Here is a 26,689-nt window from a genome sequence, read left to right as displayed (position 1 = left end):
GGGATCGCGCGGGTGGCCGGGACGGGTCGATGATCTGAGCGAAGCGGTGGTTTCGGGGGTGGGAAGCGGTCGGGTTGGGAGGGGGGAGCGATCGGGATCGAGCGGGAACGATCCGACACGGGCAAGTTGTCGACGGTGCCCCGGACTGCCCCGGCGGCTCTCCTAGCCTCTGTGGACCGAGGGCGCCATGAGCGGAACGCCTGATTCCCGGGGTCGCGGACGAAGGGCGGCTGGACGTGGAGCTGGAGCAGATCGGCGGGGCGGCTGAGGCCGAGCCGAGACGGGTCGGGGCCGGGCCGGTCGAGGGGGTGTGGCGGTTCGCGGTGCCGGCCGCCGAGGCCTCCGTGCCGCGGACCCGGCATGCGGTGCGGGACCGGCTGCTCGCCCAGGGAATGGCCGGGGTGCGCTACCAGGAACTGGTGGACGACGTGCTGCTGATCGTCTCCGAGCTGGTCGGCAACGCCGTGACGCACGCTGCGGAGCTCTCCCCGGAGGTGACCACCGAGCTGGCGGTGCGGGGCGGCTGGGTGCGGGTCTCGGTCGAGGACGGCGACCCCTACCGGCCGAAGGCGCTGGAGAGCGACACCGGGCGGACCGGTGGGCGCGGGCTGCTGCTGGTGAAGAGCGTGACGCTGCAGGCCGGGGGGATCTGCGACGTCGAGCGCACGGGGGAGGGCGGCAAGGTCATCTGGGCCTCGCTGCCCATCCCCCGACAGGACGCGGACCGGCCCGAGGTCGAGTGACCGCCCGGAAGCCGAGTGACCGCCCGAGGCCGACCGGCCGGCCCGGAGCGGAGTGACCGGACGCCGGTCGGGCGCCTACCAGTCGCGGCCGGCGATCTCGCGGATCCCGGGCAGGGCCGCCTCGAAGACGGTCCGGAACCAGACCGAGAACGGCCGCTCCTCCTGCAGCTCGCGCAGCTCCTGCGCGGTGACGAAGGCGAAGTCGTCCACCTCCTCCGGGCTCGGCCGCACCGGCGCGGTGACCAGCCCGACGAACAGGTGGTTCCACTCCCGCTCGATCAGGCCGGAGGCCTCGTCCGGCAGGTCGTAGCGGACCGTCCCGGCCTCGCAGAGCAGCGCCGGGGCGACGCCCAGCTCCTCCGCGGTGCGCCGGGCGGCGGCGACGAACGGCTGCTCCTCGGGGTACGGGTGGCCGCAGCAGGTGTTCGACCAGACGCCGGGGGAGTGGTACTTGCCCAGCGCGCGGCGCTGCAGCAGCAGGCGGCCCTGGCGGTCGAAGAGGAACACCGAGAACGCCCGGTGCAGCCGGCCCGGCTGCTGGTGGGCCCAGAGCTTCTCCGCGGTGCCGATGGTCACGCCCTCGTCGTCGACGAGCTCCAGCAGGATCTCCGGCCCGGCGGCTGCGGTCCCGGCAGTCGGGTCGGCCGTCACGTCGGTCTCCACGTCGAGACCGGTGTCGATCTCGGAGGTGAAGTGCGTCGGGCTGGTCGGCAGACTCTGGGGCATGAGGCCTCTTTCAGGGGCAAAAGGGAGCACCGGTGGCGTCGTGCTCCAGTCTGCCGTACGGGTGGCGGTGCACAGGGGTCCCACGCACAACCGGGCCGATCATGGCCGAACCCGGTCCGATCCCGTCCCCGGAACGGGCAACGGATTAGCAGAACCGTTCGGGTCTCGTTCGGCCGGCGTTCGATCCGGTGGTGCGCGCGCGGCGAAACCGACACCTCGGCGGCACTCCTCCTCCACAACCCCCGCCGCGCCGGCCCGGCACGCCCGCCGCCCGTCCGCGGCCCCGTGACCGCCGGGCCCCGGCCCCGTTCGGGCTGGTCGCCACGGTCGCCTACCATCACATACGACGCGGTGCCCGCATCCCCGCCGGCACCGGCGCGCCACCCGCGCTCCGTCCCCCCGAGGGGCGGACGGGCGGCGGCGCACCCACCGAGGGACCGCACGGACCGCACCGGACCGACGGACCAGCGGACACGACGGATCAACGGATCACCAGAGCACGACGGATCAGGAGACCCCCGCATGATCGGCCTCGTCCTGGCAGCCGGCGCCGGCCGCCGACTGCGCCCGTACACCGACACCCTGCCCAAGGCGCTGGTGCCGGTCGACGGGGAGCGGACCGTCCTGGACCTCACCCTCGGCAACTTCGCCGAGGTCGGCCTGCGCGAGGCGGCGATCGTCGTCGGCTACCGCAAGGAGGCGGTGTACGACCGCAAGGCGGCGCTGGAGCGGAAGTACGGCGTCAAGCTCACCCTGGTCGAGAACGACAAGGCCGAGGAGTGGAACAACGCCTACTCCCTCTGGTGCGCCCGGGAGCTGTTCACCGAGGGCCTGCTGCTCGCCAACGGCGACACCGTCCACCCGGCCTCCGTCCAGCGGACCATGCTGGAGGGCAACGCCCGGCTCGCCGAGAGCGGCGACGCCCCCGGCGTCCTGCTCGCCCTCGACACGGTGAAGAAGCTCGCCGACGAGGAGATGAAGGTCGTCGTCGACCCCGCCGCCGGCATGCGCCGCATCACCAAGCTGATGGACCCGGCCGAGGCCACCGGCGAGTACATCGGCGTCACCGTGATCAACCCGGCCGCCGCCGCCGACCTCACCGACGCGCTGCGCACCACCTACGAGCGCGACCCGCAGCTGTACTACGAGGACGGCTACCAGGAGATGGTCGACCGCGGCCTGCGGATCGACGTGCAGCCGATCGGCGAGGTGTCCTGGGTCGAGGTCGACAACCACGACGACCTGGCGAGGGCGCGGGAGATCGCGTGCCAGTACTGACCCGGCTGGTGCCGTCGCCGGTCTTCGTGGAGATCCGCTCGGGCGCGCTGGACGCGCTCGGCGGCATCCTCGCCGACCAGCGGCTCTCCGCCTCGGGCCGGATCGCGGTGGCGATCAGCAACGGCTCGGGGGCGGTGCTGCGCGCGCGGCTGGAGCCGGCCCTGCCCGGTGCCGACTGGTACAACGTCGACGACGGCAGCCTGGACAGCGCGGTCCGGCTGGCGGAGGCGATGCGCGGAGGGCACTACGACGCGATCGTCGGCCTCGGCGGCGGCAAGATCATCGACGCCGCCAAGTACGCCGCCGCCCGGGTCGGCCTGCCGCTGGTCGCGGTCGCCACCAACCTCGCCCACGACGGCATCTGCTCGCCCGTCTCCACCCTCGACAACGACGCCGGCCGTGGCTCCTACGGGGTGCCCAGCCCGATCGGGATCGTGGTGGACCTGGACGTGATCCGGCAGGCCCCGCCGCGCTTCGTGGCGGCCGGGATCGGCGACGTCATCTCCAACATCTCGGCCTGTGCCGACTGGGAGCTGTCGCAGGCCGAGACCGGTGAACCGGTGGACGGACTGGCCGTCGCGATGGCCCGCTCGGCCGGCGAGAACCTGCTGCGCCACCCAGGAAGCCTCCAGGACCAGGACCTCCTTACTGCGCTCGCGGAAGCCCTGGTACTGTCCGGCATCGCGATGAACATCGCGGGCAGCACGCGGCCCTCCTCGGGTGCCTGCCACGAGATCTCGCATGCCCTGGACGTGCTGTATCCCAAGCGGTCCGCCCAGCACGGCGAGCAGGTCGGCCTCGGGGCCGCCTTCGCCAGCTTCCTGCGGGGCGAGCGCGAGCTGACCGGCCTGATCGTGGAGCGCCTGGCGCGCCACGGGCTGCCGGTGACCGCAGCTCAGATCGGCTTCACCGAGGCGGAGTTCACCGAAGCGGTGCACTACGCTCCGAACACCCGTCCGGGTCGCTTCACCATCCTTGAGCACCTCGACCTCTCCCCTTCAGCCATCAGGGACGCGTACGCCGACTATGTCCAAGCCGTCAACAGCTGACCCCGCCACGAAGGGCTCTCCCCCGGCCCCGGTGGACCTCACCCGCCGCCCCTCCATCGAGGAGCTGCGCGCGGTGATCCACCCGGAGGGCATGCTCCAGCGCCGCAGCGCGGAGCACTGGGCCGGCCGCCTCTACATGCGGAAGATCTCGCTGCGGATCACCCGCGTGCTCTCGACCATGACGGCGATCACGCCCAACGGGCTGACCTACCTGATGATGTTCACCGGCATCCTGGCCGGTGCCGCGCTCGTCGTCCCCGGCCTCGTCGGCGCGGTCCTCGGCGCCCTGCTCATCCAGGCCTACCTGCTCCTGGACTGCGTCGACGGGGAGGTCGCCCGCTGGCGCCGGCAGACCTCGCTCACCGGTGTCTACCTGGACCGGGTCGGCCACTACATGTCCGAGGCGGCCCTGCTCACCGGCCTCGGCCTGCGGGCCACCGACCTGCTGCACCGCGAGGGCGGCGGCTCGCACTGGGAGTGGGCCTTCCTCGGCACCCTGGCCGCGCTCGGCGCGATCCTGATCAAGTCCGAGACGGACCTGGTGGACGTGGCCCGCGCCCGCAGCGGCATGACGGCGGTCGAGGACAGCGCCTCGGTGCCGCGCTCGGCGGGCGTCGCCAGGGCCCGTCGGGCGGCTTCCGTCCTCAAGTTCCACCGCCTGGTGGGCGCGGTCGAGGCCTCGCTGTTCATCCTCGCCGCGGGCGTCGCGGACGCCGTGCACGGCGGGCTGTTCTTCACCCGGCTCGCGGTGGTCGTACTGGCCGCGATCGCCATGCTGCAGACCGTGCTCCACCTGCTGAGCATCGTCCTTTCGAGCAGGCTGCGGTGAGCGCCGCGCAGACCGGGGCCGACACCTTCCGGCTCGGCGCGGTCATCATCACCATGGGCAACCGGCCGGAGGAGCTCAACGCCCTGATCGCCTCGGTCCGTGCCCAGGAGGGCCCGCGGGTCGAGCTGGCCGTGGTCGCCAACGGCGCCCCGCTGCCGTCCCTCCCCGCCGACGTGCGCAGCGTCGAGCTGCCGGAGAACCTCGGCATCCCGGGCGGGCGCAACGTCGGCATCGAGCTGTTCGGCAGGGACGGCCGGGACGTCGACGCGGTGCTCTTCCTGGACGACGACGGCCTGCTGCCGGGCACCGACTCGGCCCGGCTGCTGCGCGAGGCCTTCACGGCCGACCCGCGGCTGGGCATCGTCAGCTTCCGGATCGCCGATCCCGAGACCGGCGTCACCCAGCGCCGGCACGTCCCCCGGCTGCGGGCGAGCGACCCGCTGCGCTCGTCCCGGGTGACCACCTTCCTGGGGGGCGCCAGCGCGGTGCGCTGCACGGTGTTCGAGCAGGCCGGGCAGCTGCCCGCCGAGTTCTTCTACGCGCACGAGGAGACCGACCTCGCGTGGCGCGCGGCGGACGCCGGCTGGGCCATCGACTACCGGGCCGACGTGGTGCTGTACCACCCGGCGACCTCGCCCGCCCGGCACGCCGCGTACTTCCACAACGTGGCGCGGAACAGGGTCTGGCTGGCCCGGCGGAACCTTCCGGCCCTGTTGGTGCCTCTCTACTTGGGAACCTGGTTCCTGCTCACGCTGGCCCGCCGTCCCTCCAAGGAGGCGTTGAAGGCCTGGTGGGGCGGGTTCCGGGCGGGCTGGCGCGAACCCTGCGGTAAGCGGCGGCCCATGCGATGGCGTACCGTTTGGCAACTGACCAGGCTGGGCCGACCGCCGGTCGTCTGATCCGTCGGACGACCGAAGCGACGGCCTGCCGCTGCGTCGCGAGCCGCAGGGCAGGCCGATCGCACCGGCCGGTGGACCAGCACCGGCCGCAACCCCCGTGATCCGAGTGGATCCCCCTCGGCGAAAGGCCGGCGGACCCCCGCCGACCGGCCCGCCCCGACCCGATCCCGCGCGAAGGACGAATGTGTCGACAGTGAGTGAACCCGTCAGCCTCTCAGCCCCGAGGGGGGCGGACGCAGGCCTGACCCCCAAGCAGCTTGCGGACAAGTACGGCCTGGCGGTCAGTGGCAGACGACCCGGCCTGGTCGCCTACACCAAGCAGCTCTGGGCCCGCCGGCACTTCATCTGGGCCTTCGCGACCGCCCGCCTGGTGGCCCAGTACACCGACGCCAAGCTCGGCCAGCTCTGGCAGGTCGTGACCCCGCTGCTGAACTGCGCGGTCTTCTACCTCGTCTTCGGTGTGATCCTCAAGAACAAGGACGGGTTCCCCGAGGGCACCTACACCGCCTGGCTCTGCATCGGCGTCTTCGTCTTCCAGTTCACCCAGAACGCGGTGCAGTCCGGCACCCGGGCGATCTCCGACAACCTCGGGCTGATCCGCGCCCTGCACTTCCCGCGGGCCTCGCTGCCGATCGCCTTCACGGTGATCCAGCTCCAGCAACTGCTGATCTCGCTGGTCGTGCTGGTCGGCGTCGTGCTGGCGAGCGGGATCGCGCCGGGCCGCACCTGGGTCCTGGTGGTCCCGGCGCTGCTCCTGCAGTCGATGTTCAACACCGGCATCGCCCTGGTGATGGCCCGGATCGGCTCCAAGACCAGCGACATCTCGCAGCTGATCCCGTTCGCGATGCGGGCCTGGATGTTCCTGTCCGGCGTGATGTTCAGCATCCAGGACAAGATCAACGGCTGGCCCGAGTTCTGGCAGAAGGTGATGCAGCTCAACCCGGCCTCGGTCTACATGGACCTGGTCCGGCACGCTCTGGCCCCCGTCATCTACAACAAGCACGTCGCCCAGCACCAGGACTTCCCGCCGCACCAGTGGAAGTTCGCCATCGCCTGGGCGGTCGGGATGTTCGTCGTCGGATACGTCTTCTTCTGGAAGGCCGAGGAGGAGTACGGCCGTGGCTGACATCGACCTGCGCAAGGACCTGTCCGTCCAGGACGCCGACGTGGCCCGCGAGCCCACCGTGGTCGTCGACGACGTGCACATCGTCTACAAGGTGCACGGCGCCGGCTCCGGCAAGGGCAGCGCCACCTCCGCGATGAGCCGCATCATCAGCCGCAAGCGCGCCGCCGGCGTGCGCGAGGTGCACGCGGTCAAGGGCATCAGCTTCACCGCCTACAAGGGCGAGGCGATCGGTCTGATCGGCTCCAACGGCTCCGGCAAGTCGACCATGCTCGCGGCCATCGCGGGCCTGCTGCCGACCGAGCGCGGCGGCATCTACACCAACGGCCAGCCCTCGCTGCTGGGCGTCAACGCCGCCCTGATGAACGAGCTCACCGGTGAGCGCAACGTGGTGCTCGGCTGCCTGGCGATGGGCATGACCCCCGCCCAGGTGAGGGCGCGCTACCAGGAGATCGTCGAGTTCTCCGGCATCAACGACAAGGGCGACTTCATCTCCCTGCCGATGCGCACCTACTCCTCCGGCATGGGCGCCCGGCTGCGGTTCTCCATCGCGGCGGCGAAGACCCACGACGTGCTGCTGATCGACGAGGCGCTGGCGACCGGTGACCAGGCGTTCCAGCAGCGCAGCAAGGCCCGGATCGACGAGCTGCGCAAGTCCGCCGGTACGGTCTTCCTGGTCAGCCACGACAACGCCTCGATCCGCGAGGTCTGCGAGCGGACCATCTGGATCGAGGCCGGCGAGCTGGTCATGGACGGCCCGACCGAGGAGGTCGTCGGCCGGTACGAGCGCGGCGAGCGCCCCTAGCGCCGCCCGGCCCGCACGCACGGGGCCGGTGACCGGGACACCCGGTCACCGGCCCTTGCGGCGTTCCCGGGCCCGCCCGCGGGGCGTCGGGCGCCTTCCGGGCGTCGCCCGGGTGGCCCGCCGCCGGCCGGGTGAGCGCCCGGTGCGCCGGGCGGGGCGCCCTTCTCCGGCGCGGTCGGTGGTGCCACGCTGTAGACGCGGGAGTGGTGTGTCGTACGGGACTCCCGGTATCGGACGCGTGTCCGACTCGGGCCGGGAGTGCGGAGCGGTGTAGAACGGGGGAGTGACTGCAGTGTCGGCTTCGGCCCAGCCCAGTAGTGAGCCAGCGGACCGTTCGACGGGGGTGACGCTGGACAAGGCGAACGCGGAGAACTTCCCGGTCGCCCCGTTCTTCCTGCCCGCCGCCTGGCGGGGCGACCTGATGGCCGTCTACGGCTTCGCCCGGCTGGTGGACGACGCCGGCGACGGCGACCTCGCCGACCCGGCCGGCGCCGCCCGGCTGCTCGGGGTGGCCGAACGGCCCCCCGCCACCCCTTCGGCCCAGAGCGGCCCGCCCACTGCGGCGGAGACCGTCTTCCGGCTCGCGCTGCTCGACGGGCTGGAGCAGGACCTCGACCGGGTCTTCGAGTCCGTCCTGCACCCCGCGGCCGCCGAGACCCCCCGCCACCCGCTGCTGCGCGCCCTCGTCCCCGTGGTGGACCGGCACGGGCTGACCCCGGAGCCGTTCCGCCGTCTGATCGAGGCCAACCGGGTGGACCAGACCACCACCCGCTACGCCACCTACGACGACCTGATCGGCTACTGCACGCTCTCCGCCGACCCGGTCGGCCGCCTCGTCCTCGCCATCGCCGGCGTCTCCACCCCCGCGCGGATCGAGCTCTCGGACGCCGTCTGCAGCGCCCTCCAGGTGGTCGAACACCTCCAGGACGTCGCGGAGGACCTCTCCCACGGCCGGATCTACCTGCCGGCCGAGGACCTCGCCCGGTTCGGCGTCACCGAGGCCGAGCTCGCCGCGCCGACCGCCAGCGGCGCCGTCCGCGAGCTGATCGCCTTCGAGGCCGACCGGGCCCGCACCCTGCTCGACCGCGGCGCGCCATTGGTAGGTACGGTTCGGGGGAGGCTTCGACTGCTCCTGGCGGGATTCACCGCCGGGGGGTACGCGGCCCTGGCGGCCATCGAGGACGCCGGGTACGACGTGCTCGCCCAGCAGGCGAAGCCGGACAAGCGCCGCCTCGCAGCGAAGGCGGCGGCCATCTTCGCGAAGGGAAGGTGAACGCCCGAGTGGCGGCATCACCACTGGCGTCGGCGCAGGTCATGGCGGCGTACCGGTACTGCGAGGCAGTCACCGGACTGCAGGCCCGCAACTTCAGCTACGGCATCCGTCTGCTCCCGGAGCCGAAGCGGCTGGCCATGTCGGCCCTGTACGCCCTGGCCCGCCGGGTCGACGACATCGGCGACGGGGACCTCCCCGACGACCGCAAGGCCGAGGCGCTGCTGCGCACCCGCGAGCTGCTGGACGAGATCAGGGCCGGCGTGGTCGCCGAGGACGACACCGACCCGATCAAGGTCGCCCTGGCCGACGCCGCCCGGCGCTTCCCGATCCCGCTCGGCGGCTTCGACGAGCTGATCGACGGCGTCGAGATGGACCTCAAGGGCGCCGAGTACCAGACGTACGAGGAGCTCAAGGTCTACTGCCGCTGCGTCGCGGGTGCGATCGGCCGGCTCTCGCTCGGCGTCTACGGCTGCGACGACCCGGAGCGCGGCGCGGCGTACGCCGACACTCTGGGCCTGGCGCTGCAGCTCACCAACATCCTGCGCGACCTGCGCGAGGACGCCCTGAACGGCCGGACCTACCTGCCCGCCGAGGACCTCGTGCGGTTCGGCTGCCAGCAGGGCTTCGCGCTGCCCAGGCCGCCGGCCGGAGCGGACTTCGCCGGCCTGGTGGCCTTCGAGGCCGGCCGGGCCCAGGCCGCCTTCGAGGAGGGCCTGCGGCTGCTGCCGATGCTCGACCGCCGCAGCCGCGCCTGTACCGCGGCGATGGCCGGCATCTACCACCGGCTGCTCGGCCGGATCGCCGCCGACCCGGAGTCGGTGCTGCGCGGCCGGGTCTCGCTGCCGGGCTGGGAGAAGGCGTACGTGGCGCTTTCCGGGCTCGCCGGGGGGCGTTCTTGATTCTTGCCGCAGTTCTGTCACGCTGTGTCAGCGGGGAATCACTGATGGGTGGAGCCGTTTTGTCCACCGTGTTGGGCACGACCGTGCCGGGCGCGGCCGCCTCGGCCACGACCGGGTTGACCACGAACGCCCCGGCCGCCGTCCGGCCGGGCGCCGGACGCGAGGGGGAGGGCCGATGACCGGGCGAGCCGACGCCGCGTGCCCGGCCGCCGTGGTCGTCGGCGGCGGCCTCGCGGGCATCACCGCCGCGCTGCGGCTGGCCGAGGCCGGCCACCGGGTCACCCTGGTCGAGGGACGCCCCCGGCTGGGCGGCCTGGCCTTCTCGTTCCAGCGCGGCGAGCTGACCGTCGACAACGGCCAGCACGTCTACCTGCGCTGCTGCACCGCCTACCGCGGCCTGCTGGACCGCCTCGGCGCGAGCCGGCTGGTCCACCTCCAGGACCGGCTGGACGTGCCGGTGCTCGGCGTCTCCGGCCCCGAGGGCGCCCCCGAGCGCACCCTGGGCCGGCTGCGCAGGGCCGGCCTGCCCGTTCCGCTCCACCTGGCCGGCAGCCTGGCCCGCTACCCGCACCTGGGCCCGGCCGACCGCGCCCGGGTGGTCCGCGGCGCGCTCGCGCTGCAGGGCCTGGACCTCGCCGACCCGGCCCTGGACACCGTCTCCTTCGGTGCCTGGCTGCGCGGCAACGGGCAGAACGAGCGGACCGTCGCCGCCCTCTGGGACCTGGTCGGCGTGGCCACCCTGAACGCCCGGGCCGACCAGGTGTCGCTGGCGCTGGCCGCGATGGTGTTCAAGACCGGCCTGCTCTCCGATCCGGGCGCCTCCGACATCGGCATGGCGGCCGTCCCGCTCGGCCGGATCCACCACGACCGGGCGCTCGCCGAACTGGAGCGCGCCGGTGTCACGGTGCTGCTGCGCGCCCGGGCCGTCGAGCTCAAGCCGGCCTCGCCGCAGCACGCCGTCCGGCTGGAGGGCGGCGAGCTGCTCACCGCCGACACGGTGGTGCTGGCCGGCGCGCAGGACACCGCCGCCGCACTGCTGCCGCCCGACGCCGTCCCCGGGCAGGACCGGCTGGCCGGCTTCGGCACCGCGCCGATCCTCAACGTCCACGTGGTCTACGACCGCAAGGTGCTGCGCCGGCCGTTCTTCGCCGCGCTCGGCTCGCCGGTGCAGTGGGTCTTCGACCGCACCGAGCACTCCGGTCTGGCCGGCTCCGCGCTCGGTCGGGCGCACGCCGGTGCCCAGTACCTGGCCCTCTCGCAGTCCGCCGTGCAGGACGAGATCGACCTGCCGGTGGCCGAGCTGCGCCGCCGCTACCTGCCGGAGCTGGCCCGTCTGCTCCCGGCCGCGGGTGGTGCCGAGGTGCTGGACTTCTTCGTCACCCGTGAGCGCACCGCCACCTTCGACCCGGCCCCGGGCACCGCGGCCGTGCGCCCGTCCGCCCGGACGAGGGTCCCGGGCCTGCTGCTGGCCGGCGCGTGGACGGCCACCGGTTGGCCCGCCACCATGGAAGGCGCCGTCCGCAGCGGCCACGCCGCGGCCGACGCGGCGCCGGCCGCGGCCGGCGCCCGGCTCCCGGTGGACCGGGGCGACGGGAGGTGGCCCAGGTGACCCAGGGCCCCGCCGCCGGCCCCGGCGACCCCGCGAGAGCCGGCGGGTCCGTCGCCGTCGGCCGTACCGGCCTCATCGACATCGCAAGCGCCCGGCCGTCCCGTGCGGCCCGGCACCACCAGGGAGAGGGAACGCACGTGGAGTCACGCACCGGCACTGCCGTCGGAGGCACGGCGCACGCCGAACCGGTCTCGGTGCCGGAACTGCTCGCCCGTAGCCGAACGCTCTGCACCCCGCCGCTGAAGGCCGCCGTCGCCCGTCTGGCGGCACCGATGGACACCGTCGCCGCGTACCACTTCGGCTGGATCGACCGGGACGGCACGCCGTCCGCGGGGGACGGGGGCAAGGCCGTCCGCCCGGCCCTGGCGCTGCTCTCCGCCCAGGCCGCGGGTGCTCCGTCCGAGGCCGGGGTGCCCGGCGGGGTGGCTGTTGAACTGGTGCACAACTTCTCCCTGCTCCATGATGATCTGATGGACGGTGACGAGACCAGACGGCACCGGGCCACCGCCTGGACGGTCTTCGGTCCGGCCCAGGCGATCCTGGTCGGCGACGCACTGGCGACGCTCGGTACCGAGGTGCTGCTCGACGCGGCCACCTCCGGTGACGCGAGCGCCACCGACGCCGCGCGTGCCGTCCGTCTGCTCACCACCGCGACCCGCAAGCTCATCGACGGCCAGGCCATGGACGTCGCCTTCGAGCAGCGGGACAGCGTCACCGTCAACGAGTGCCTGGAGATGGAGGGAGGCAAGACCGCCGCCCTGCTCGCCGCCGCCTCGGCGATCGGCGCCGTCCTGGCCGGCGCCGACGACCGCGTCTCGGGCGCGCTGGAGCGCTACGGGCACCACCTGGGCCTGGCCTTCCAGGCGGTGGACGACCTGCTCGGTATCTGGGGCGCCACCGAGGTCACCGGCAAGCCGCACTGGGGCGACCTGCGCCAGCGCAAGAAGTCCCTGCCGGTCGCCGCAGCCCTCGCGGAGGGCGGCTCCGCCTCCCGCAAGCTCGCCGAGCAGCTGGCCGACCCGACCGGGCGCGGCGAGGAGAGCGAGCCCGAGCTCGCCGCCCGCGCCGCCCTGATCGAGGAGGCCGGTGGCCGCGCCTGGACCCAGGAAGAGGCCCGCCGCCAGCACACGACTGCCCTCGCCGCCCTGGACGAGGTACCCATGCCCGACGCAGTGCGTGAGCACTTCGTCGCACTCGCCGAATTCGTGGTGGTACGAGAGAGGTGACGTTACGTTGACATCTACCGCGGACGGCCGGCTCGACCCTGAGTACGATTCCGAGCCGGTCGCGGTGGGCGACCGCCCGCCGGCGCTGCTGAGCGCCGGCCGGTGGCAGCCCGCGGGGCCCGAGCCGGTACGGGCGGCCGAGGCGCCCGACCAGCCGCCCGGGCCCGCCTCCGCCGAGGAGGCCCTGGCCCGGGCCACCACCCACCTGCTCTCGCTGCAGAGCTCCGAGGGCTGGTGGAAGGGAGACCTGGAAACCAACGTCACCATGGACGCGGAGGACTTACTGCTCCGGCAGTTCCTCGGGATCCGGACGGAGGACCAGACCAAGGCCACCGCGGAGTGGATCCGCTCCCAACAGCGGGAGGACGGCACCTGGTCCACCTTCCACGGCGGGCCGCCCGAGCTCTCCACCACCGTCGAGGCCTACGTCGCCCTCAGACTGGCCGGCGACGACCCGAACGACGCGCACATGGCCGCCGCCGCCCGCTACGTGAGATCCGCCGGCGGCATCGCGGCCGCCCGGGTCTTCACCCGGATCTGGCTCGCACTCTTCGGCTGGTGGCCGTGGGAACGGCTGCCCGAGATGCCGCCCGAGATCATGTTCCTGCCCAAGTGGCTCCCGCTGAACATCTACGCCTTCGGCTGCTGGGCCCGCCAGACCATCGTGCCGCTGACCATCGTCTCGGCCCACCGCCCGGTCCGCCCCGCGCCGTTCCCGCTCACCGAGCTGCACACCGACCCGGACCACCCCTTCCCCGAGCGCCCGCTCGCCCCCGCCACCAGCTGGGACGGCGTCTTCGAACGCCTGGACAAGGTCCTGCACGCCTACCACCGCCGGGCCCTGCGCCCGCTGCGCCGGCTCGCCGTCTCCCAGGCCTGCCGCTGGATCGTCGAACGCCAGGAGGCGGACGGCTGCTGGGGCGGCATCCAGCCGCCCGCCGTCTACTCGCTGATCGCCCTGCACCTGGAGGGCTACGAGCTCGACCACCCCGTGATGCAGGCCGGACTCTCCTCCTTCGACCGCTTCACCGTGCACACCGAGGACGGCCGCCGCTGGCTGGAGGCCTGCCAGTCCCCGGTCTGGGACACCTGCCTGGCCACCATCGCCCTGGTCGACGCCGGGCTGCCGGCCGACCACCCCGCCCTGGTCTCCGCCGTCGACTGGATGCTCGCCGAGGAGATCACCCGGCGCGGCGACTGGTCGGTGCAACGGCCCTCGCTCGGCCCCGGCGGCTGGGCCTTCGAGTTCGAGAACGACACCTACCCCGACATCGACGACACCGCCGAGGTGGTCCTCGCGCTGCGCCGGGTCCGCCACCCCGACCCCGCCAAGGTCGGCGGAGCGGTCGACCGCGGCGTCGGCTGGAACCTCGGCATGCAGTCCAAGAACGGCGCCTGGGGCGCGTTCGACGTCGACAACACCAGCACCCTGCCCAACAAACTGCCCTTCTGCGACTTCGGCGAGGTGGTCGACCCGCCGTCCGCCGACGTCACCGCGCACGTGGTGGAGATGCTCGCGGAGGTCGGCAAGGCCAAGGACCCGCGCACCCGCCGGGGCGTCGAGTGGCTGCTGCGCAACCAGGAGGCGGACGGCTCCTGGTTCGGCCGCTGGGGCACCAACTACATCTACGGCACCGGCTCGGTGCTGCCCGCCCTCGTCGCCGTCGGCGTCCCGGACGAGTACCCCGCGATCCGCCGCGCCGTCCGCTGGCTGGAGGACCGCCAGAACACCGACGGCGGCTGGGGCGAGGACATGCGCTCCTACGACGACCCGGTCCGCTGGGCCGGGCGCGGCGACTCCACCGCCTCGCAGACCGCCTGGGCCCTGATGGCCCTGCTCGCGGCCGGCGAGGGCCCCGACGGCCGGGCCAACCCGGCGGTCGAGCGCGGGGTCGACTGGCTGGTCCGCACCCAGCTGCCCGAGGGCACCTGGGACGAACCACAGTTCACCGGCACCGGCTTCCCATGGGACTTCTCCATCAACTACCACCTGTACCGGCTGGTCTTCCCGGTCACCGCACTGGGCCGGTACCTGCACGGCAACCCCGGCACCGGCCGTCCGGCCACCGGCACCCCGGCGATCGGGGCGGCCCGGTGAACGCTGCCCCGCTGCTGGTGCTCTGCGCGCTCGGCCCCGAGGTCTGGGCCCTGCGCGGAGGGGACTGGCGCGGCGCGGCCGGCGGTCCACCGGTGCTCGTGCGCACCGGCGTCGGGCGGCGGCGCGCCTCGCACGCCGTACGGCGGCTGCTCACCTCGGCGCCCGGCGGCTACGGCGCCGTCGTGGTGGCCGGATTCGGCGCCGCCGTCGGGCCCGGCGTGGCCCCCGCCGACATCATCGTCGCGGACGGGGTGCGCGACGCCGAGGGCAACCACTTCGCCGTCGACTCCGGCCCGGACCTCACCCGGGCCCTGAGGGCGCGCGGCCTCACCGCCCACACCGGCACCCACCACACCGCCGACCACGTGGTGCGCGGCCTGGAACGGCGTGCCCTGCACCTGCAGGGGGCGCTCGCCGTCGACATGGAGGCCGCCGCCGTCCTCGCCGCCCTGCACGAGCTCCGGCCGGTGCTGCCCGCGGCCGTCCTGCGGGTGGTGGTCGACACCCCCGAGCACGAACTGCTACGACCGGGCACCCTGCCGGCCGGCGTCCGGGCCTGGCGCACGCTGCGGGCCGCCGTGCCCGGGCTGGTCGACTGGCACGGACAGAACCGGCCGGACCGGCGGCGCCCGGCACCCGGCACCCTCACCCACCCCACACCCTCGATCCCCCAGGAGGCGAGCTAGCCATGGCCATGCCGCTGCGCCAGACCGTGCGGGTCAGCACCTACCTCATGCAGCAGAAGCTCAGGCGGCGGGAGAAGTTCCCGCTGATCGTCGAACTGGAACCGCTCTTCGCCTGCAACCTGGCCTGCGAGGGGTGCGGCAAGATCCAGCACCCGGCGGGCGTGCTGAAGCAGCGGATGCCGGTCGCGCAGGCGGTCGGCGCGGTGCTGGAGTCGGGTGCGCCGATGGTCTCGATCGCCGGCGGAGAACCGCTGATGCACCCGCAGATCGACGAGATCGTGCGGCAGCTGGTCGCGCGCCGCAAGTACGTCTTCCTCTGCACCAACGCGCTGCTGTTGCGCAAGAAGCTCGACAGGTTCAAGCCCTCGCCCTACTTCACCTTCACCGTGCACATCGACGGGCTGCGCGAGCGGCACGACGCCTCGGTGGCCAAGGAGGGCACCTTCGACGAGGCGGTCGAGGCGATCAAGGAGGCCAAGCGGCGCGGCTTCCGGGTCACCACCAACAGCACGTTCTTCAACACCGACACCCCGCAGACCATCATCGACGTCCTGGACTACCTCAACGACGAACTCCAGGTCGACGAGATGATGATCTCCCCGGCATTCGCCTACGAGAAGGCTCCCGACCAGGAGCACTTCCTCGGCGTCGAACAGACCCGCGAGCTCTTCCGCAAGACCTTCGCCGGCGGCAACCGGCGCCGCTGGCGGCTCAACCACAGCCCGCTCTTCCTGGACTTCCTGGAGGGCAAGGTCGACTTCGAGTGCACCGCCTGGGGCATCCCCAACTACTCGCTCTTCGGCTGGCAGCGCCCCTGCTACCTGATGGCGGACGGCTACGTCGCCACCTACCGCGAGCTGATCGAGGAGACCGACTGGTCGAAGTACGGCCGCGGCCGGGACGCCCGCTGCGCCAACTGCATGGCGCACTGCGGCTACGAGCCGACCGCCGTCCTCGCCACCATGGGCTCGCTGAAGGAATCACTGCGCGCGATCACCGACACCGTCGGCGCCAACCGCGGCCGCTGATCGCACCCCCGCCCGGCACGGGAACGGCCTCCCGGGCCGGGCGGCCCCTGCGCCAGCGGTACCGCCGCACCAGGGGTACCACCGGAACCACCGCACCACCCCGAGTCGTGAGGTGAACACATGTCACTGCTCTCCAGCGTCAAGTCCCCGGCCGACCTGCGGAAGATCCCGGCCGCCGAGCTACCGCTCCTCGCCGACGAGATCCGCGACTTCCTGATCGACGCCGTCACCCGGACCGGCGGCCACCTCGGCCCCAACCTCGGCGTGGTGGAGCTGACCATCGCCCTGCACCGGGTCTTCGACTCGCCCTACGACCGGATCGTCTGGGACACCGGCCACCAGAGCTACGTCCACAAACTGCTCACCGGGCGGCAGGACTTCTCGAAACTGCGCAGCAGGGGAGGGCTCTCCGGTTATCCCTCGCGCTCCGAGTCCGAACACGACCTGGTCGAGAACTCGCACGCCTCCACCGCGCTGTCCTACGCGGACGGCCTGGCCAAGGCTGCCCGCCTGCTCGGCCAGTACGACCGGCAGACCGTCGCGGTCATCGGCGACGGCGCCCTCACCGGCGGGCTCGCCTGGGAGGCGCTCAACAACATCGCCGAGGCCCGGGACCGGCCACTGGTCATCGTCGTCAACGACAACGAGCGCTCCTACGCCAAGACCGTCGGCGGCCTGGCCAACCACCTCGCCACGCTGCGCACCACCCAGGGTTACGAGCGCTTCCTCGCGCTCGGCAAGGGAGCGCTGCAACGCACCCCGCTGGTCGGCCAGCCGATCTTCGACGCACTGCACGGCGCCAAGAAGGGGTTCAAGGACGCCTTCGCCCCGCAGGGCATGTTCGAGGACCTCGGGCTCAAGTACCTCGGACCGATCGACGGGCACGACCTGCCCGCGATCGAGCAGGCGCTGCGCCAGGCCCGCGGTTTCGGCGGTCCGGTGATCGTGCACTGCCTGACCGTCAAGGGCCGCGGCTACCGCCCGGCCGAACAGGACGAGGCGGACCGGTTCCACGCGGTCGGCCCGATCGACCCGTACACCTGCCTGCCCATCTCGCCCAGCGGCGGGGTCTCCTGGACGTCCGTGTTCGGCGACGAGATGTACACCCTGGGCGCGGAACGGCCGGACCTGGTCGCGATCACCGCCGCGATGCTCCAACCGGTCGGGCTCGCCAAGTTCGCCAAGGCGTTCCCGGAGCGGACCTTCGACGTCGGCATCGCCGAGCAGCACGCCGTGACCAGCGCGGCCGGGCTGGCCACCGGCGGGCTGCACCCGGTCGTGGCGGTCTACGCGACCTTCCTCAACCGGGCCTTCGACCAGGTCCTGATGGACGTCGCCCTGCACCGGCTGGGCGTCACCTTCGTGCTGGACCGCTCCGGCGTGACCGGCCCGGACGGCGCCTCCCACAACGGCATGTGGGACATGTCGATCCTCCAGGTCGTCCCCGGTCTGCGGCTCGCCGCGCCGCGCGACGCCGACCAGCTGCGGGCACAGCTGCGCGAGGCGGTGGACGTCGCGGACGCCCCGACCGTGGTCCGCTTCCCGAAGGCGAACATCGGGCCGGCCGTCCCGGCGATGGAACGGATCGGCGGCGTGGACGTGCTGCTGCGCACCGGCGAGCTGCCGGAGATCCTGCTGGTCACGATCGGCACCACGGCCGGCGCGGGGCTGGACGCGGCCCGGCTGCTGCTGGCCGAGGGGTTCACCGCGACCGTCGTCGACCCGCGCTGGGTGAAGCCGGTCGACCCGGCCCTCGCCGTGCTGGCGGCCGAGCACCGGCTGGTCGTCACCGTCGAGGACAACGGCCGCACCGGCGGCGTCGGCGCCGCGATCGCCCAGGCGCTGCAGGACGCCGACGTGGACGTCCCGGTACGGGTCCTCGGCCTGCCGCAGGAGTTCCTCGGGCACGCCGCCCGCGGCGAGATCCTGGAGGAGAGCGGCCTGACCGGTACCGGCGTCGCCGCCCAGACCGCCGCCTTCGCCAAGAACCTGCTACCGACCCGAGGAGCGAAACAGCGCCATGCCGGCTGACCCCGACCGAACCGGTCCACGCTTCGACCTCGCCGCCCTGATCGCCGAACGCGGCGCCGAGCGGTACGAGTTGCACAGCCGCTACCTGAATCCGCAGCTGCCGCGGATGCTGCACACGATCGGATTCGACAAGTACTACGAGCGCGCCGAGGGGCCGTACTTCTACGACGCCGAGGGCAACGAGTACCTGGACATGCTGGCCGGGTTCGGCATCTTCGCGCTGGGCCGCCACCACCCGGTGGTGCGTTCGGCGATCCAGCAGGTGATGGACCTCGACCTGCCGGACCTGGTCCGCTTCGACTGCTCTCCGCTGCCCGGCCTCTTCGCCGAACGGCTGCTCTCGTACGCGCCCGGCCTGGACCGCGTCTTCTTCGGCAACAGCGGTACCGAGGCGGTCGAGACGGCACTCAAGTTCGCGCGGTACGCGACCGGGCGCCGGCGGATCCTCTACGCGGACCACGCCTTCCACGGGCTGACCACCGGCGCGCTCTCGGTCAACGGGGAGAGCGGGTTCCGCAAGGGCTTCGAGCCGCTGCTGCCGGACACCGCCGTCCCGCTGGGCGATCTCGCGGCCCTGGCCAAGGAGTTGAAGAAGGGCGACGTCGCGGCGCTGATCGTGGAGCCGATCCAGGGCAAGGGCGTGCAGGCGCCGCCGGCGGGCTGGCTGCGCGAGGCGCAGGAGCTGCTGCACGCCCACAAGGCGCTGCTGATCTGCGACGAGGTGCAGACCGGCGTCGGCCGGACCGGAGACTTCTTCGCCTACCAGCACGAGGAGGGCGTGCTGCCGGACCTGGTCTGCGCGGCGAAGGCGCTCTCCGGCGGCTACGTGCCGGTCGGGGCGACGCTCGGCAAGAGCTGGATCTTCGAGAAGGTGTACTCCTCGATGGACCGTGTGCTGGTGCACTCGGCCAGCTTCGGCTCCAACGCACAGGCGATGGCGGCGGGCCTGGCCACCCTGGAGGTGATGCGGGACGAGAAGGTGGTCGAGAACGCGGGCCGGATCGGCGACCTGTTCCGCGGGCGGCTGGCGGCGCTGGTCGAGCGGTACGAGCTGCTGGCCGAGGTCCGCGGCCGGGGCCTGATGATCGGCATCGAGTTCGGCCGGCCGAAGTCGCTGAAGCTGCGGACCGGCTGGACGGCGCTGCAGGCCGCCCGGAAGGGGTTGTTCGCGCAGATGGTGGTCGTCCCGCTGCTGCAGCGGCACCGGATCCTCACCCAGGTGTCCGGGGACCACCTGGAGGTGATCAAACTGATTCCGCCGCTGATCATCACCGAGCGGGACGTCGACCGGTTCATGGACGCTTTCGTCGACGTGATGGACGACGCTCACCGGGGGAGCGGGCTGATGTGGGACTTCGGCCGGACACTCGTGAAGCAGGCGGTCGGCAACCGCTAGGGAACGTCCGGTGCGCCGTCCTGCGGACACCGTGGCGGGGGAGACCTGGCGGGCCCGGCCTCCCCCGCCGGGGGAGACACCGCGTCAGAGCTCGGTCCGGCGACGCCGGACGACGATGACGAGATCGACGACGGCGAACAGGGTGAGGATCCCGCAGGCCACCGCGAAGCCGATGAGCGTGCCCCGGCTGGGGGCGCCGTACTCGGGGGCGTTGGCGGCCCAGATGGCGAAGGCCACGGTGGCGATGGCGAACAGCGGGGTGAACGTCAGCGAGAGCAGGTAGCGCAGCTTGAGATCGCTGCGGGCGGTGGCGGGTTCGGTGCCGCTCCGCCACCGGCGCGGAGTCGTGGTGCGCACGCCCGTCACCTCCTTCGGCGGTCTACGATTCCAGCGTACGTCCGGGGCCGGAGGCGGGGAGGCGCGATGACCGAGGCGGACGCGGAGGGCTACGCGGGGCTGCGGGTGGAGCGGGCACAGGAACTGGCCCGCAGCCACGGCTGGGCCTCGGTCCGGGTGCTGCCGCCCGGGGCGTCGATGACCATGGACTTCCGGGAGGGCCGACTCAACCTCGCGGTTCGCGACGGGGTCGTGGAACGCTCCTGGGAGGGATGACCGCCGGCGCCGCCCGGTGGGCCCGCCGGGCGGCCACCCGCTGTTCGGCGGCGGTCACCAGGGGTTCGAGCAGCGGCAGCGCGAGCAGCACCAGCAGCCCGGCGGTCCAGCCGGCCAGCACGTCGGAGACCCAGTGGGTGCCGAGGTAGACGGTGGTCAGCCCGACCGAGCAGGCGGTGGCGGCGGCGAGCGCCGCGCCGGTGCGCCGCCAGCGGACGGCCAGGTAGGCGAGGACTCCCCAGGTGACGACGGCGTTGGCGGTGTGGCCTGAGGGGAATATGGTGCCCCCCGAGAACAGCTCGGGCGAGCCGACGTAGTGGGCGTAGTGCGGGCCCAGTCGGCCGGTGACGATCTTCACCGCGCCCACCGTGACGTTGAGCAGCAGCAGCGCGGCACCCATCACCAGCAGTGGGCGTAGCCGCCGGAGCCGGTGGGCGCGCCAGCCGAGCCAGGCGAAGGCCGCGATCGCGGAGGGGCCGCGCTGCCCGGCCACCACCCAGTTGTCGAGCAGCGGTCGCAGACCGGGCCACCGTTCGTAGGGACGGAGCAGGCGGAGCGACCAGTCGAGGTCGACCAGGGCGGTGTCGAGCAGCACGCCGGCCACCACCAGCAGGTAGCCGAGGCAGGTGAGGGCGAGCAGGCCGGCGTGGCGTCGGCTCAGCGGCGGCCAGCCGGTGTCCCGGCCGGGGTGGGCGGGGGTGCGGCGCGCGCGCTCACGGCGGGTGGTCTGGTTCTCCGGCAATTCACTCGGCGCTTGCACCCCGGTGACCATACCCACGGGGTCCGGGCCGCCCGCCGGGGAATTCGGAATTCTCCGGAAAGCATCGATGCGGCCGGAATCCGGTCATAAGGAGATGCTTTTCCGATATTCTTCGATCGTTCGTGTGTCCGGTATCCGGGCAGGTATCCCCAAGGGCGGGTAAAGCGAACGGAGCGGGAGACCGGCCGGGCCGGCTCCCGCTCCGTGGTCACCCTGTGTAGGTCCGGTGCCTCAGTCGAGGGGGCCGCCGGCCACGTAGATGACCTGGCCGGAGACGAATCCGGCGCCCTCGCCGGCGAGGAACGAGACGGTGTTCGCGACGTCCTCGGGCACGCCGACCCGCTGGACCGGAATCTGCGTGGCGGCCGCGCGCTTGAAGTCCTCGAAGTCCATGCCGACCCGGGCGGCGGTGGCGGCGGTCATGTCGGTGGCGATGAAGCCGGGGGCGACGGCGTTGGCGGTGATGCCGAACTTGCCGAGCTCGATCGCCAGGGTCTTGGTGAACCCCTGGAGTCCGGCCTTGGCGGCGGAGTAGTTGGCCTGGCCGCGGTTGCCCTGGGCGGAGGAGGAGGACAGGTTGACGATCCGGCCGAAGCCGGCGTCCACCATGTGCTTCTGGACCGCGCGGGTCATCAGGAAGGCGCCACGGAGGTGGACGTTCATGACCGTGTCCCAGTCGGACTCGGACATCTTGAAGATCAGATTGTCGCGCAGAACGCCCGCGTTGTTGACGAGAACGACCGGGGCGCCGAGCTCGGCGGCGATCCGGTCGACCGCGGCCTGCACCTGCCCGGCGTCCGAGACGTCGGCACCGACGGCGATCGCCCGGCCGCCGGCCGCGGTGATCCGGTCGACGGTGTCCTTGCCGGCCGCCTCCTCCAGGTCGAGGACGGCGACGGCGTAGCCGTCGGCCGCCAGGCGCTCGGCGGTGGCGGCGCCCAGTCCGCGCGCGGCGCCGGTGACGACGGCGACCCGGGGGGCGGTGGTCTGCTCGGTCATGCTCGCTCTCGTCTCTCTCGGATCTGCGGGATCGTCGATCCCGCTCGGGTCTCGCCCGGTCCGGTGCGGAGCGTCGCGGGCTCCGCGCGGGCGTCGCGCGGAGCGGCGGCTCGGGGCGGACCGTCGAGTGGCCACACCCTACCGGCGGGTAGGGTGTGCGGCCAGGGTGAAGCCGCAGGTGACCGAGGGTAAGGACCGGCCGGTCGGCTTTCTCCTGCGTTCGGGTTACTGTCGAGTCGGCACGGCGCGTAAATATGCCAATGTTGCCGAACCTGCGTCTACTATCCGCCCCCGCCTGCCAGCGAGGGCCTGCCGTTTGTATAGTGTCCGCCAGCAGCCACCGGCTGCACGGCTGGAGCGCCCTCCCTCACAGCGGGACGCCCACTCGCCGTTACTGCCCCACCCGGGTGTCCCACACACACCGGGTGTGACATCGGGACGGATACATGGTGCTGGGGGAGATCCCGACGACCCGCGTGTCCGCGCGACTGCAGCAGTCGCCCGGGCACCTCATCCGCGTTGCACAGCAGGTACACACCCGTCTGTGGTCCGAACACGTCGGAGCCGACCTCACGGCTCCGCAGTTCGCCGTACTGCTGGTCCTGGCCCTTGAGCCAGGTGCCGACCAGCGGACGGTCGGCGAGCGCGCCTCGCTGGACAAGGCCACGATGGCCGAGATGGTCGCCCGGCTGGTCCGGCGCGGCCTGGTGCTGCGACGCCGCGACCCGGCCGACGGTCGGCGCAAACTGCTCGCGCTCTCGCAGAGCGGTGCCCAGGCGGTGCGCGAGGCCACCGGCGGGGTGGTCCGCGTGCAGCGCACGTTGTTCGAGCCGCTCTCCCCGGAGGAGCAGCTGGAGATCGTGCGGGTGATGGCCAAGATAGCCAGGCTGGAGCCGGCCCAGGTCGCCGTCCTCAGCGACGCGAGACCGATGCTGGACGCCCAGCGGGCGATCGGCTACCTGATCCGGGTGAGCCAGCAGGTGCACACCAAGCTCTGGTCGGAGCACGTCGGTTCGGAGCTGACGGCGCCGCAGTACGCGGTGCTGGACGCGCTCGAACTGGAGCCGGGTGCCGACCAGCGGACGGTCGGCGAGCTGGCCTCGCTGGACAAGGCCACGATGGCCGAGATGGTCAGCCGGCTGGTCCGGCGTGGCCTGGTGCAGCGCCGGCGCGACCCCTCGGACGGGCGCCGCAACCTGCTCTCGCTCTCGCCGGCGGGCCAGGACCTGCTGCACCGCTCGGCCGCGGGCGTCGCCCAGGTCCAGCGGCTGCTGCTGGCTCCGCTTGAGGAGCACGAGCACGAGACGGCACTGGCGCTGATCGCCAAGGCGGCTCGGTTCTAGGCTGGGCAGTACTGCAATCTCCAGCCAAAACGATTCGCCAACGTACTGAAGGCCGCCGGCCCGTAAGGGGGAAGGCGGCCTTCGGGGTTGACGAGCCCCCGGCGGTCGCGGTGACCGCCGGACGGTCGCGGCCGGTGGCCGACCGCGACCGGGCGGGGCGTCAGTTCCAGTCGAAGCCCTGCGGGTCCGGGCCGATCCGCCGGCCGGTGGCGATGCCCGCGATCGCGGCGAGGTCGGCCGCGTCCAGCTCGAAGCCGGCGACGTCCAGGTTCTCCTTGATCCGGGACGGGGTGACCGACTTCGGGATCGCGATGACGCCGCTCTGCAGGTGCCAGCGGAGCACCACCTGGGCGACGGTGCGGCCGTGCTTCTCGGCGATCTGCAGAAGGGCCGGCTCGGCGAGCAGGTCCTTGCCCTGGCCCAGCGGGCTCCACGCCTCGGTGGCGATGCCGTGCTCGGCGTGGAAGGCGCGCAGCTCCTCCTGCGGGAAGTAGGGGTGCAGCTCGACCTGGTTCAGCACCGGGACGACCGAGGACTCGTCGAGCAGGCGGGTGAGCTGCTCGGGGCCGAAGTTCGAGACGCCGACCGACCTCGCCCGGCCGTCGGCGGCGAGCTGCTCGAAGGCCTTCCAGATGTTGGTGTAGCTGCCGTGCATCGGGCGCGGCCAGTGGATCAGGTAGAGGTCCACGTAGTCCAGGCCCAGCTTGTCCAGCGAGGCGTCGAACTCGCGCAGCACCGCGTCGCGGCCCTGCTCGCCCGACCAGTCGCGGGTGCCGGAGTTCCACAGCTTGGTCGTAATGTAGAGGTCCTCGCGGGCGACGCCGCCGGCCAGCGCCTGCGCGATCGCCTGGCCGGTGCCGGCCTCGTTCTCGTAGATCGCGGCGGTGTCGATCGAGCGGTAGCCGGCCTGGACGGCGGCGTGCACGGCGGCGGTGGCCTCCGCGTCCGGGACCTGCCAGACGCCGAAGCCGAGCTGCGGGATCTGGGTGCCGTTGTTGAGGGTGACGCTCGGGATGCTGCTCACGGGAAGTGGTGCCTCCGGGTTGTCCAAGTGCTTCCAGTCGCAGAACCGGTTCCGTGTCCGGATTGTTCCCGGTTGCGGAAAGAAATTTCTGACGCGTGGTACCGGCGCACGCAGCGGGTTGCGGAGGCGTCCGGGCGGGGCGTCCGGGCGTCTGGTCGGAGGCGGTCGGGTGGGCGGTCGGTGGGCGGTCGGTAGGCGGTCAGTAGGCGGGAGGGGGCGGCCGGGTGCGGACGGGGGCGGGAAGGGGGCGGGAAGGGGGCGCGCGCGGCGGGAAAACCTGTTGCGCAGGTCACAGCGGGTTGGCAGGCTCGCTGTCATGACCTCCTGAACAGCTCGTCACGGCCGTGACCCTGCCGGCCGGTTCTCCGTCGCCCCGCGCCATCCGCGCGGCCGCCTTCGCACGCCACCCGCGTCGCCGCAATCCCGCGTCAACCGCCCGTACCACCCGCAACGGAGCGTCATGCCGCTCAAGTCCCTGCCGCTGGCCGATCCCGGTGGCCCCGATCTGTCCTCCCCCCTCGCCTTCCTGCGCTGGCTCCAGCGCAGCCAGCGCCGCGGCCAGGTGCTGGCCACCTGTTGGTCCGTGCTGGAGATGGGCTGCCAGGCGGCCCTGCCGGTCCCGCTCGGGATGGGCGTCCAGGCCGCCGTCGACGGCGACGCCGCCGGCATCTGGCGGGCCGGCGGCCTCGCCCTGGCCCTCGCCGCCGTCGCGGCGGTCGGCACCGTCCTGCTGCACCGCCAGGCGGTGTGGAACTGGATCCACGCCGCCACCCAGGTCCGCCAGCTGGTGGCCCGTCAGGCCTCCCGGCTCGGCAGCGGTCTCGCCCGGCGGATCGCCACCGGCGAGATCGTCGCTGTCGGCAGCGGCGACGTCGAGAAGATCGGCTGGTACGTCGAGCTGGTCGCCCGGGTCCGCGGTGCGGTGATCGTCTGGCTCGCGGTCAGCGGCGCCGTCCTGGTCACCGAGCCGCTGCTCGGCCTCACCGTGCTGCTCGGCGTGCCGGTGCTGGCCGCCGCCGTCTGGCCGCTGCTCGGCCCGTTCGAGCGGCGCTACTCGGAGCAGCGCGCGCTCGGCGGCAAGGCCACCGAGCTGGCCGCCGACACCGTGGCCGGGCTCCGGGTACTGCGCGGCATCGGCGGCGAGGAGCTGTTCCTCGACCGCTACCGGGCCGCCTCCCAGAAGGTCCGCGCCGCCGCCGTCCGGTCGGCCCGGGTCTGGTCCCTGATGCAGGCCCAGCAGATCCTGCTGCCCGGCCTGTTCGTGGTCGGCGTCAGCTGGTACGGGGCCCACCTGGCGGCCTCCGGCCGGATCGGGGTCGGCACCCTGGTCGCCGTCTACGGCGCCACCGCCTTCCTGGCCGCCCCGCTGCGCATCCTCGGGGAGGCCGCGCACGCCTGGAGCGTCGCCCGGGTCTCCGCCGGGCGGGCCGTCCGGGTGCTCTCGCTCAGCCGGACCACCGCCACCGCCGAGGCGGTGCTCTCCGGGCCCGGCCGGTCCGACCTCCACGACCCCGCGACCGGGCTGACCGCCCGGGCCGGCGAGCTGACCGCAGTGGTCTGCGGCGATCCGGACTTCGCCGGGGCGCTCGCCGAGCGGCTCGGCGGGCACGTCCCGCTGGCCGAGGGCGAGGAGCCGCAGCCCTCGGTCCGGCTCGGCGGCACGGCCCTGGACGCCGTCCCGCTGGCCGAGGCACGCGCGGCCGTCCTGGTGCACGACAAGGAGCCGGTGCTGCTCTCCGGCACCCTGGCCGGGCTGTTGGACATCCCCGCCTCGGGCCGGGTCGCGCCGGCCGAGGCGCTGGCCGCCGCCCGGGCGGAGGACGTCCTCGACGCCCTGGTGGACGGCTCGCCCGACTGCGGTGGGGACGCGATGCGCGCCGGGATCACCGAGCGCGGCCGATCGCTCTCCGGCGGCCAGCGCCAGCGGCTGGCGCTCGCCCGCTCGCTGCTGGCCGACCCGCCGGTGCTCGTCCTGGACGAGCCGACCAGTGCGGTGGACGCCCACACCGAGTCGAGGATCGCCGCCGGGCTGCGCAAGAACCGCGAGGGCCGTACCACCGTGGTGTTCGCGACCAGCCCGCTGCTGCTCGACCAGGCGGACCGGGTGGTGCTGGTCCAGGACGGCCGGGCCGTCGTGGCCGGCCGCCACCGCGAACTGATGCACACCCAGCCGGTCTACCGCGCCGTGGTCACCCGCGACGAGGAGCCGGCCCCGGTCGGGGAGGGCGTGTGACCGACCGACCCGCGTACCGG

24 protein-coding genes are annotated in these 26,689 nt (G+C 73.0%); 19 read left to right on the top strand and 5 right to left on the bottom strand.

Annotated elements, in window-relative coordinates; genetic code table 11:
• The first annotated feature begins 242 nt into the window (after positions 1-242).
• Positions 243-743 carry an ATP-binding protein gene (locus ACF9IK_RS06950; RefSeq protein ID WP_395298492.1) on the top strand — a complete coding sequence of 167 codons (501 nt, stop codon included), beginning with the start codon at positions 243-245 and terminating at the stop codon, positions 741-743.
• A gap of 75 nt (positions 744-818) precedes the next feature.
• Here ACF9IK_RS06950 and idi read toward each other — a convergent pair whose 3' ends face one another.
• The gene (gene idi, locus ACF9IK_RS06945) at positions 819-1,469 is read right to left on the bottom strand and encodes an isopentenyl-diphosphate Delta-isomerase (protein WP_395293352.1); all 651 of its coding nucleotides are present in this window, start codon (positions 1,467-1,469) and stop codon (positions 819-821) included.
• 522 nt (positions 1,470-1,991) lie between these two features.
• On the opposite strand from idi, the gene ACF9IK_RS06940 reads away from it, so the two are divergent.
• The 15 genes from ACF9IK_RS06940 to ACF9IK_RS06870 all read left to right on the top strand — a co-directional run bounded on the left by ACF9IK_RS06940 (position 1,992) and on the right by ACF9IK_RS06870 (position 19,698).
• Positions 1,992-2,747 carry a sugar phosphate nucleotidyltransferase gene (locus ACF9IK_RS06940; RefSeq protein WP_395293351.1) on the top strand — a complete coding sequence of 252 codons (756 nt, stop codon included), beginning with the start codon at positions 1,992-1,994 and terminating at the stop codon, positions 2,745-2,747.
• Positions 2,735-3,796, top strand: coding sequence for an iron-containing alcohol dehydrogenase family protein (locus ACF9IK_RS06935; protein ID WP_395293350.1), 1,062 nt, complete (start codon positions 2,735-2,737; stop codon positions 3,794-3,796). The genes ACF9IK_RS06940 and ACF9IK_RS06935 overlap by 13 nt, the downstream gene beginning before the upstream one ends.
• Before the next feature lie 91 nt (positions 3,797-3,887).
• Positions 3,888-4,625, top strand: coding sequence for a CDP-alcohol phosphatidyltransferase family protein (locus ACF9IK_RS06930; RefSeq protein WP_395298491.1), 738 nt, complete (start codon positions 3,888-3,890; stop codon positions 4,623-4,625).
• A gap of 53 nt (positions 4,626-4,678) precedes the next feature.
• Positions 4,679-5,524 (top strand): glycosyltransferase family 2 protein, encoded by an 846-nt coding sequence (locus ACF9IK_RS06925; RefSeq protein WP_395298490.1) that lies wholly within the window; start codon positions 4,679-4,681, stop codon positions 5,522-5,524.
• A gap of 184 nt (positions 5,525-5,708) precedes the next feature.
• Complete coding sequence (locus ACF9IK_RS06920) at positions 5,709-6,650, top strand: ABC transporter permease (protein WP_395293349.1); 942 nt, start codon at positions 5,709-5,711, stop codon at positions 6,648-6,650.
• Positions 6,643-7,452: an ABC transporter ATP-binding protein gene (locus ACF9IK_RS06915; RefSeq protein WP_395293348.1), complete on the top strand. Its 810-nt coding sequence runs from the start codon at positions 6,643-6,645 to the stop codon at positions 7,450-7,452. The genes ACF9IK_RS06920 and ACF9IK_RS06915 overlap by 8 nt, the downstream gene beginning before the upstream one ends.
• A gap of 343 nt (positions 7,453-7,795) precedes the next feature.
• Positions 7,796-8,725 carry a squalene synthase HpnC gene (gene hpnC, locus ACF9IK_RS06910; RefSeq protein WP_395293347.1) on the top strand — a complete coding sequence of 310 codons (930 nt, stop codon included), beginning with the start codon at positions 7,796-7,798 and terminating at the stop codon, positions 8,723-8,725.
• 41 nt (positions 8,726-8,766) lie between these two features.
• On the top strand, positions 8,767-9,624 hold the full coding sequence (gene hpnD, locus ACF9IK_RS06905) for a presqualene diphosphate synthase HpnD (RefSeq protein ID WP_395298489.1): 858 nt from the start codon (positions 8,767-8,769) through the stop codon (positions 9,622-9,624).
• A gap of 175 nt (positions 9,625-9,799) precedes the next feature.
• Positions 9,800-11,233, top strand: coding sequence for a hydroxysqualene dehydroxylase HpnE (hpnE, locus tag ACF9IK_RS06900; protein WP_395293346.1), 1,434 nt, complete (start codon positions 9,800-9,802; stop codon positions 11,231-11,233).
• A 137-nt stretch (positions 11,234-11,370) separates the two neighbouring features.
• Positions 11,371-12,459: a polyprenyl synthetase family protein gene (locus ACF9IK_RS06895; RefSeq protein ID WP_395293345.1), complete on the top strand. Its 1,089-nt coding sequence runs from the start codon at positions 11,371-11,373 to the stop codon at positions 12,457-12,459.
• A gap of 64 nt (positions 12,460-12,523) precedes the next feature.
• Positions 12,524-14,557 carry a squalene--hopene cyclase gene (gene shc, locus ACF9IK_RS06890; protein WP_395298488.1) on the top strand — a complete coding sequence of 678 codons (2,034 nt, stop codon included), beginning with the start codon at positions 12,524-12,526 and terminating at the stop codon, positions 14,555-14,557.
• Entirely contained in the window at positions 14,554-15,243 is a 690-nt protein-coding gene (locus tag ACF9IK_RS06885; protein WP_395293344.1) for a 1-hydroxy-2-methyl-2-butenyl 4-diphosphate reductase, read from the top strand. Before shc ends, ACF9IK_RS06885 begins: the two co-directional genes overlap by 4 nt.
• A gap of 2 nt (positions 15,244-15,245) precedes the next feature.
• Positions 15,246-16,271, top strand: a complete 1,026-nt coding sequence (gene hpnH, locus ACF9IK_RS06880) for an adenosyl-hopene transferase HpnH (RefSeq protein WP_395293343.1) — start codon at positions 15,246-15,248, stop codon at positions 16,269-16,271.
• Positions 16,272-16,391: 120 nt separating this feature from the next.
• On the top strand, positions 16,392-18,302 hold the full coding sequence (gene dxs / locus ACF9IK_RS06875; RefSeq protein ID WP_395293342.1) for a 1-deoxy-D-xylulose-5-phosphate synthase: 1,911 nt from the start codon (positions 16,392-16,394) through the stop codon (positions 18,300-18,302).
• Positions 18,292-19,698 (top strand): aspartate aminotransferase family protein, encoded by a 1,407-nt coding sequence (locus ACF9IK_RS06870; RefSeq protein ID WP_395293341.1) that lies wholly within the window; start codon positions 18,292-18,294, stop codon positions 19,696-19,698. The genes dxs and ACF9IK_RS06870 overlap by 11 nt, the downstream gene beginning before the upstream one ends.
• Before the next feature lie 84 nt (positions 19,699-19,782).
• On the opposite strand, the gene ACF9IK_RS06865 is transcribed toward ACF9IK_RS06870, so the two are convergent.
• Positions 19,783-20,055 (bottom strand): DUF6343 family protein, encoded by a 273-nt coding sequence (locus tag ACF9IK_RS06865; protein WP_395293340.1) that lies wholly within the window; start codon positions 20,053-20,055, stop codon positions 19,783-19,785.
• Positions 20,056-20,121: 66 nt separating this feature from the next.
• Between ACF9IK_RS06865 and ACF9IK_RS06860 the strand changes: the two genes are divergently transcribed.
• Positions 20,122-20,310 (top strand): I78 family peptidase inhibitor, encoded by a 189-nt coding sequence (locus tag ACF9IK_RS06860; RefSeq protein WP_395293339.1) that lies wholly within the window; start codon positions 20,122-20,124, stop codon positions 20,308-20,310.
• On the opposite strand, the gene ACF9IK_RS06855 is transcribed toward ACF9IK_RS06860, so the two are convergent.
• Together ACF9IK_RS06855 and fabG are read right to left on the bottom strand one after the other, a co-directional pair.
• Complete coding sequence (locus tag ACF9IK_RS06855; RefSeq protein ID WP_395293338.1) at positions 20,261-21,070, bottom strand: phosphatase PAP2 family protein; 810 nt, start codon at positions 21,068-21,070, stop codon at positions 20,261-20,263. The two genes, ACF9IK_RS06860 and ACF9IK_RS06855, sit on opposite strands and share 50 nt — an antisense overlap.
• Before the next feature lie 231 nt (positions 21,071-21,301).
• The gene (gene fabG / locus ACF9IK_RS06850) at positions 21,302-22,069 is read right to left on the bottom strand and encodes a 3-oxoacyl-ACP reductase FabG (RefSeq protein WP_395293337.1); all 768 of its coding nucleotides are present in this window, start codon (positions 22,067-22,069) and stop codon (positions 21,302-21,304) included.
• A gap of 476 nt (positions 22,070-22,545) precedes the next feature.
• Here fabG and ACF9IK_RS06845 point away from each other — a divergent pair, with 476 nt between their 5' ends.
• On the top strand, positions 22,546-23,412 hold the full coding sequence (locus tag ACF9IK_RS06845) for a MarR family winged helix-turn-helix transcriptional regulator (RefSeq protein ID WP_395293336.1): 867 nt from the start codon (positions 22,546-22,548) through the stop codon (positions 23,410-23,412).
• A gap of 160 nt (positions 23,413-23,572) precedes the next feature.
• On the opposite strand, the gene ACF9IK_RS06840 is transcribed toward ACF9IK_RS06845, so the two are convergent.
• Positions 23,573-24,436: an aldo/keto reductase gene (locus ACF9IK_RS06840; RefSeq protein ID WP_395293335.1), complete on the bottom strand. Its 864-nt coding sequence runs from the start codon at positions 24,434-24,436 to the stop codon at positions 23,573-23,575.
• A 460-nt stretch (positions 24,437-24,896) separates the two neighbouring features.
• Between ACF9IK_RS06840 and ACF9IK_RS06835 the strand changes: the two genes are divergently transcribed.
• Entirely contained in the window at positions 24,897-26,669 is a 1,773-nt protein-coding gene (locus ACF9IK_RS06835; RefSeq protein ID WP_395293334.1) for an ABC transporter transmembrane domain-containing protein, read from the top strand.
• The last annotated feature ends 20 nt before the right edge of the window (positions 26,670-26,689 follow it).

Origin of the sequence: Kitasatospora hibisci (assembly GCF_043950205.1) — a bacterium.
GTDB lineage: Bacteria > Actinomycetota > Actinomycetes > Streptomycetales > Streptomycetaceae > Kitasatospora > Kitasatospora hibisci.
Note: the sequence above shows the minus strand (reverse complement) of the source record. Positions and strands in the feature narration are given on the sequence as shown.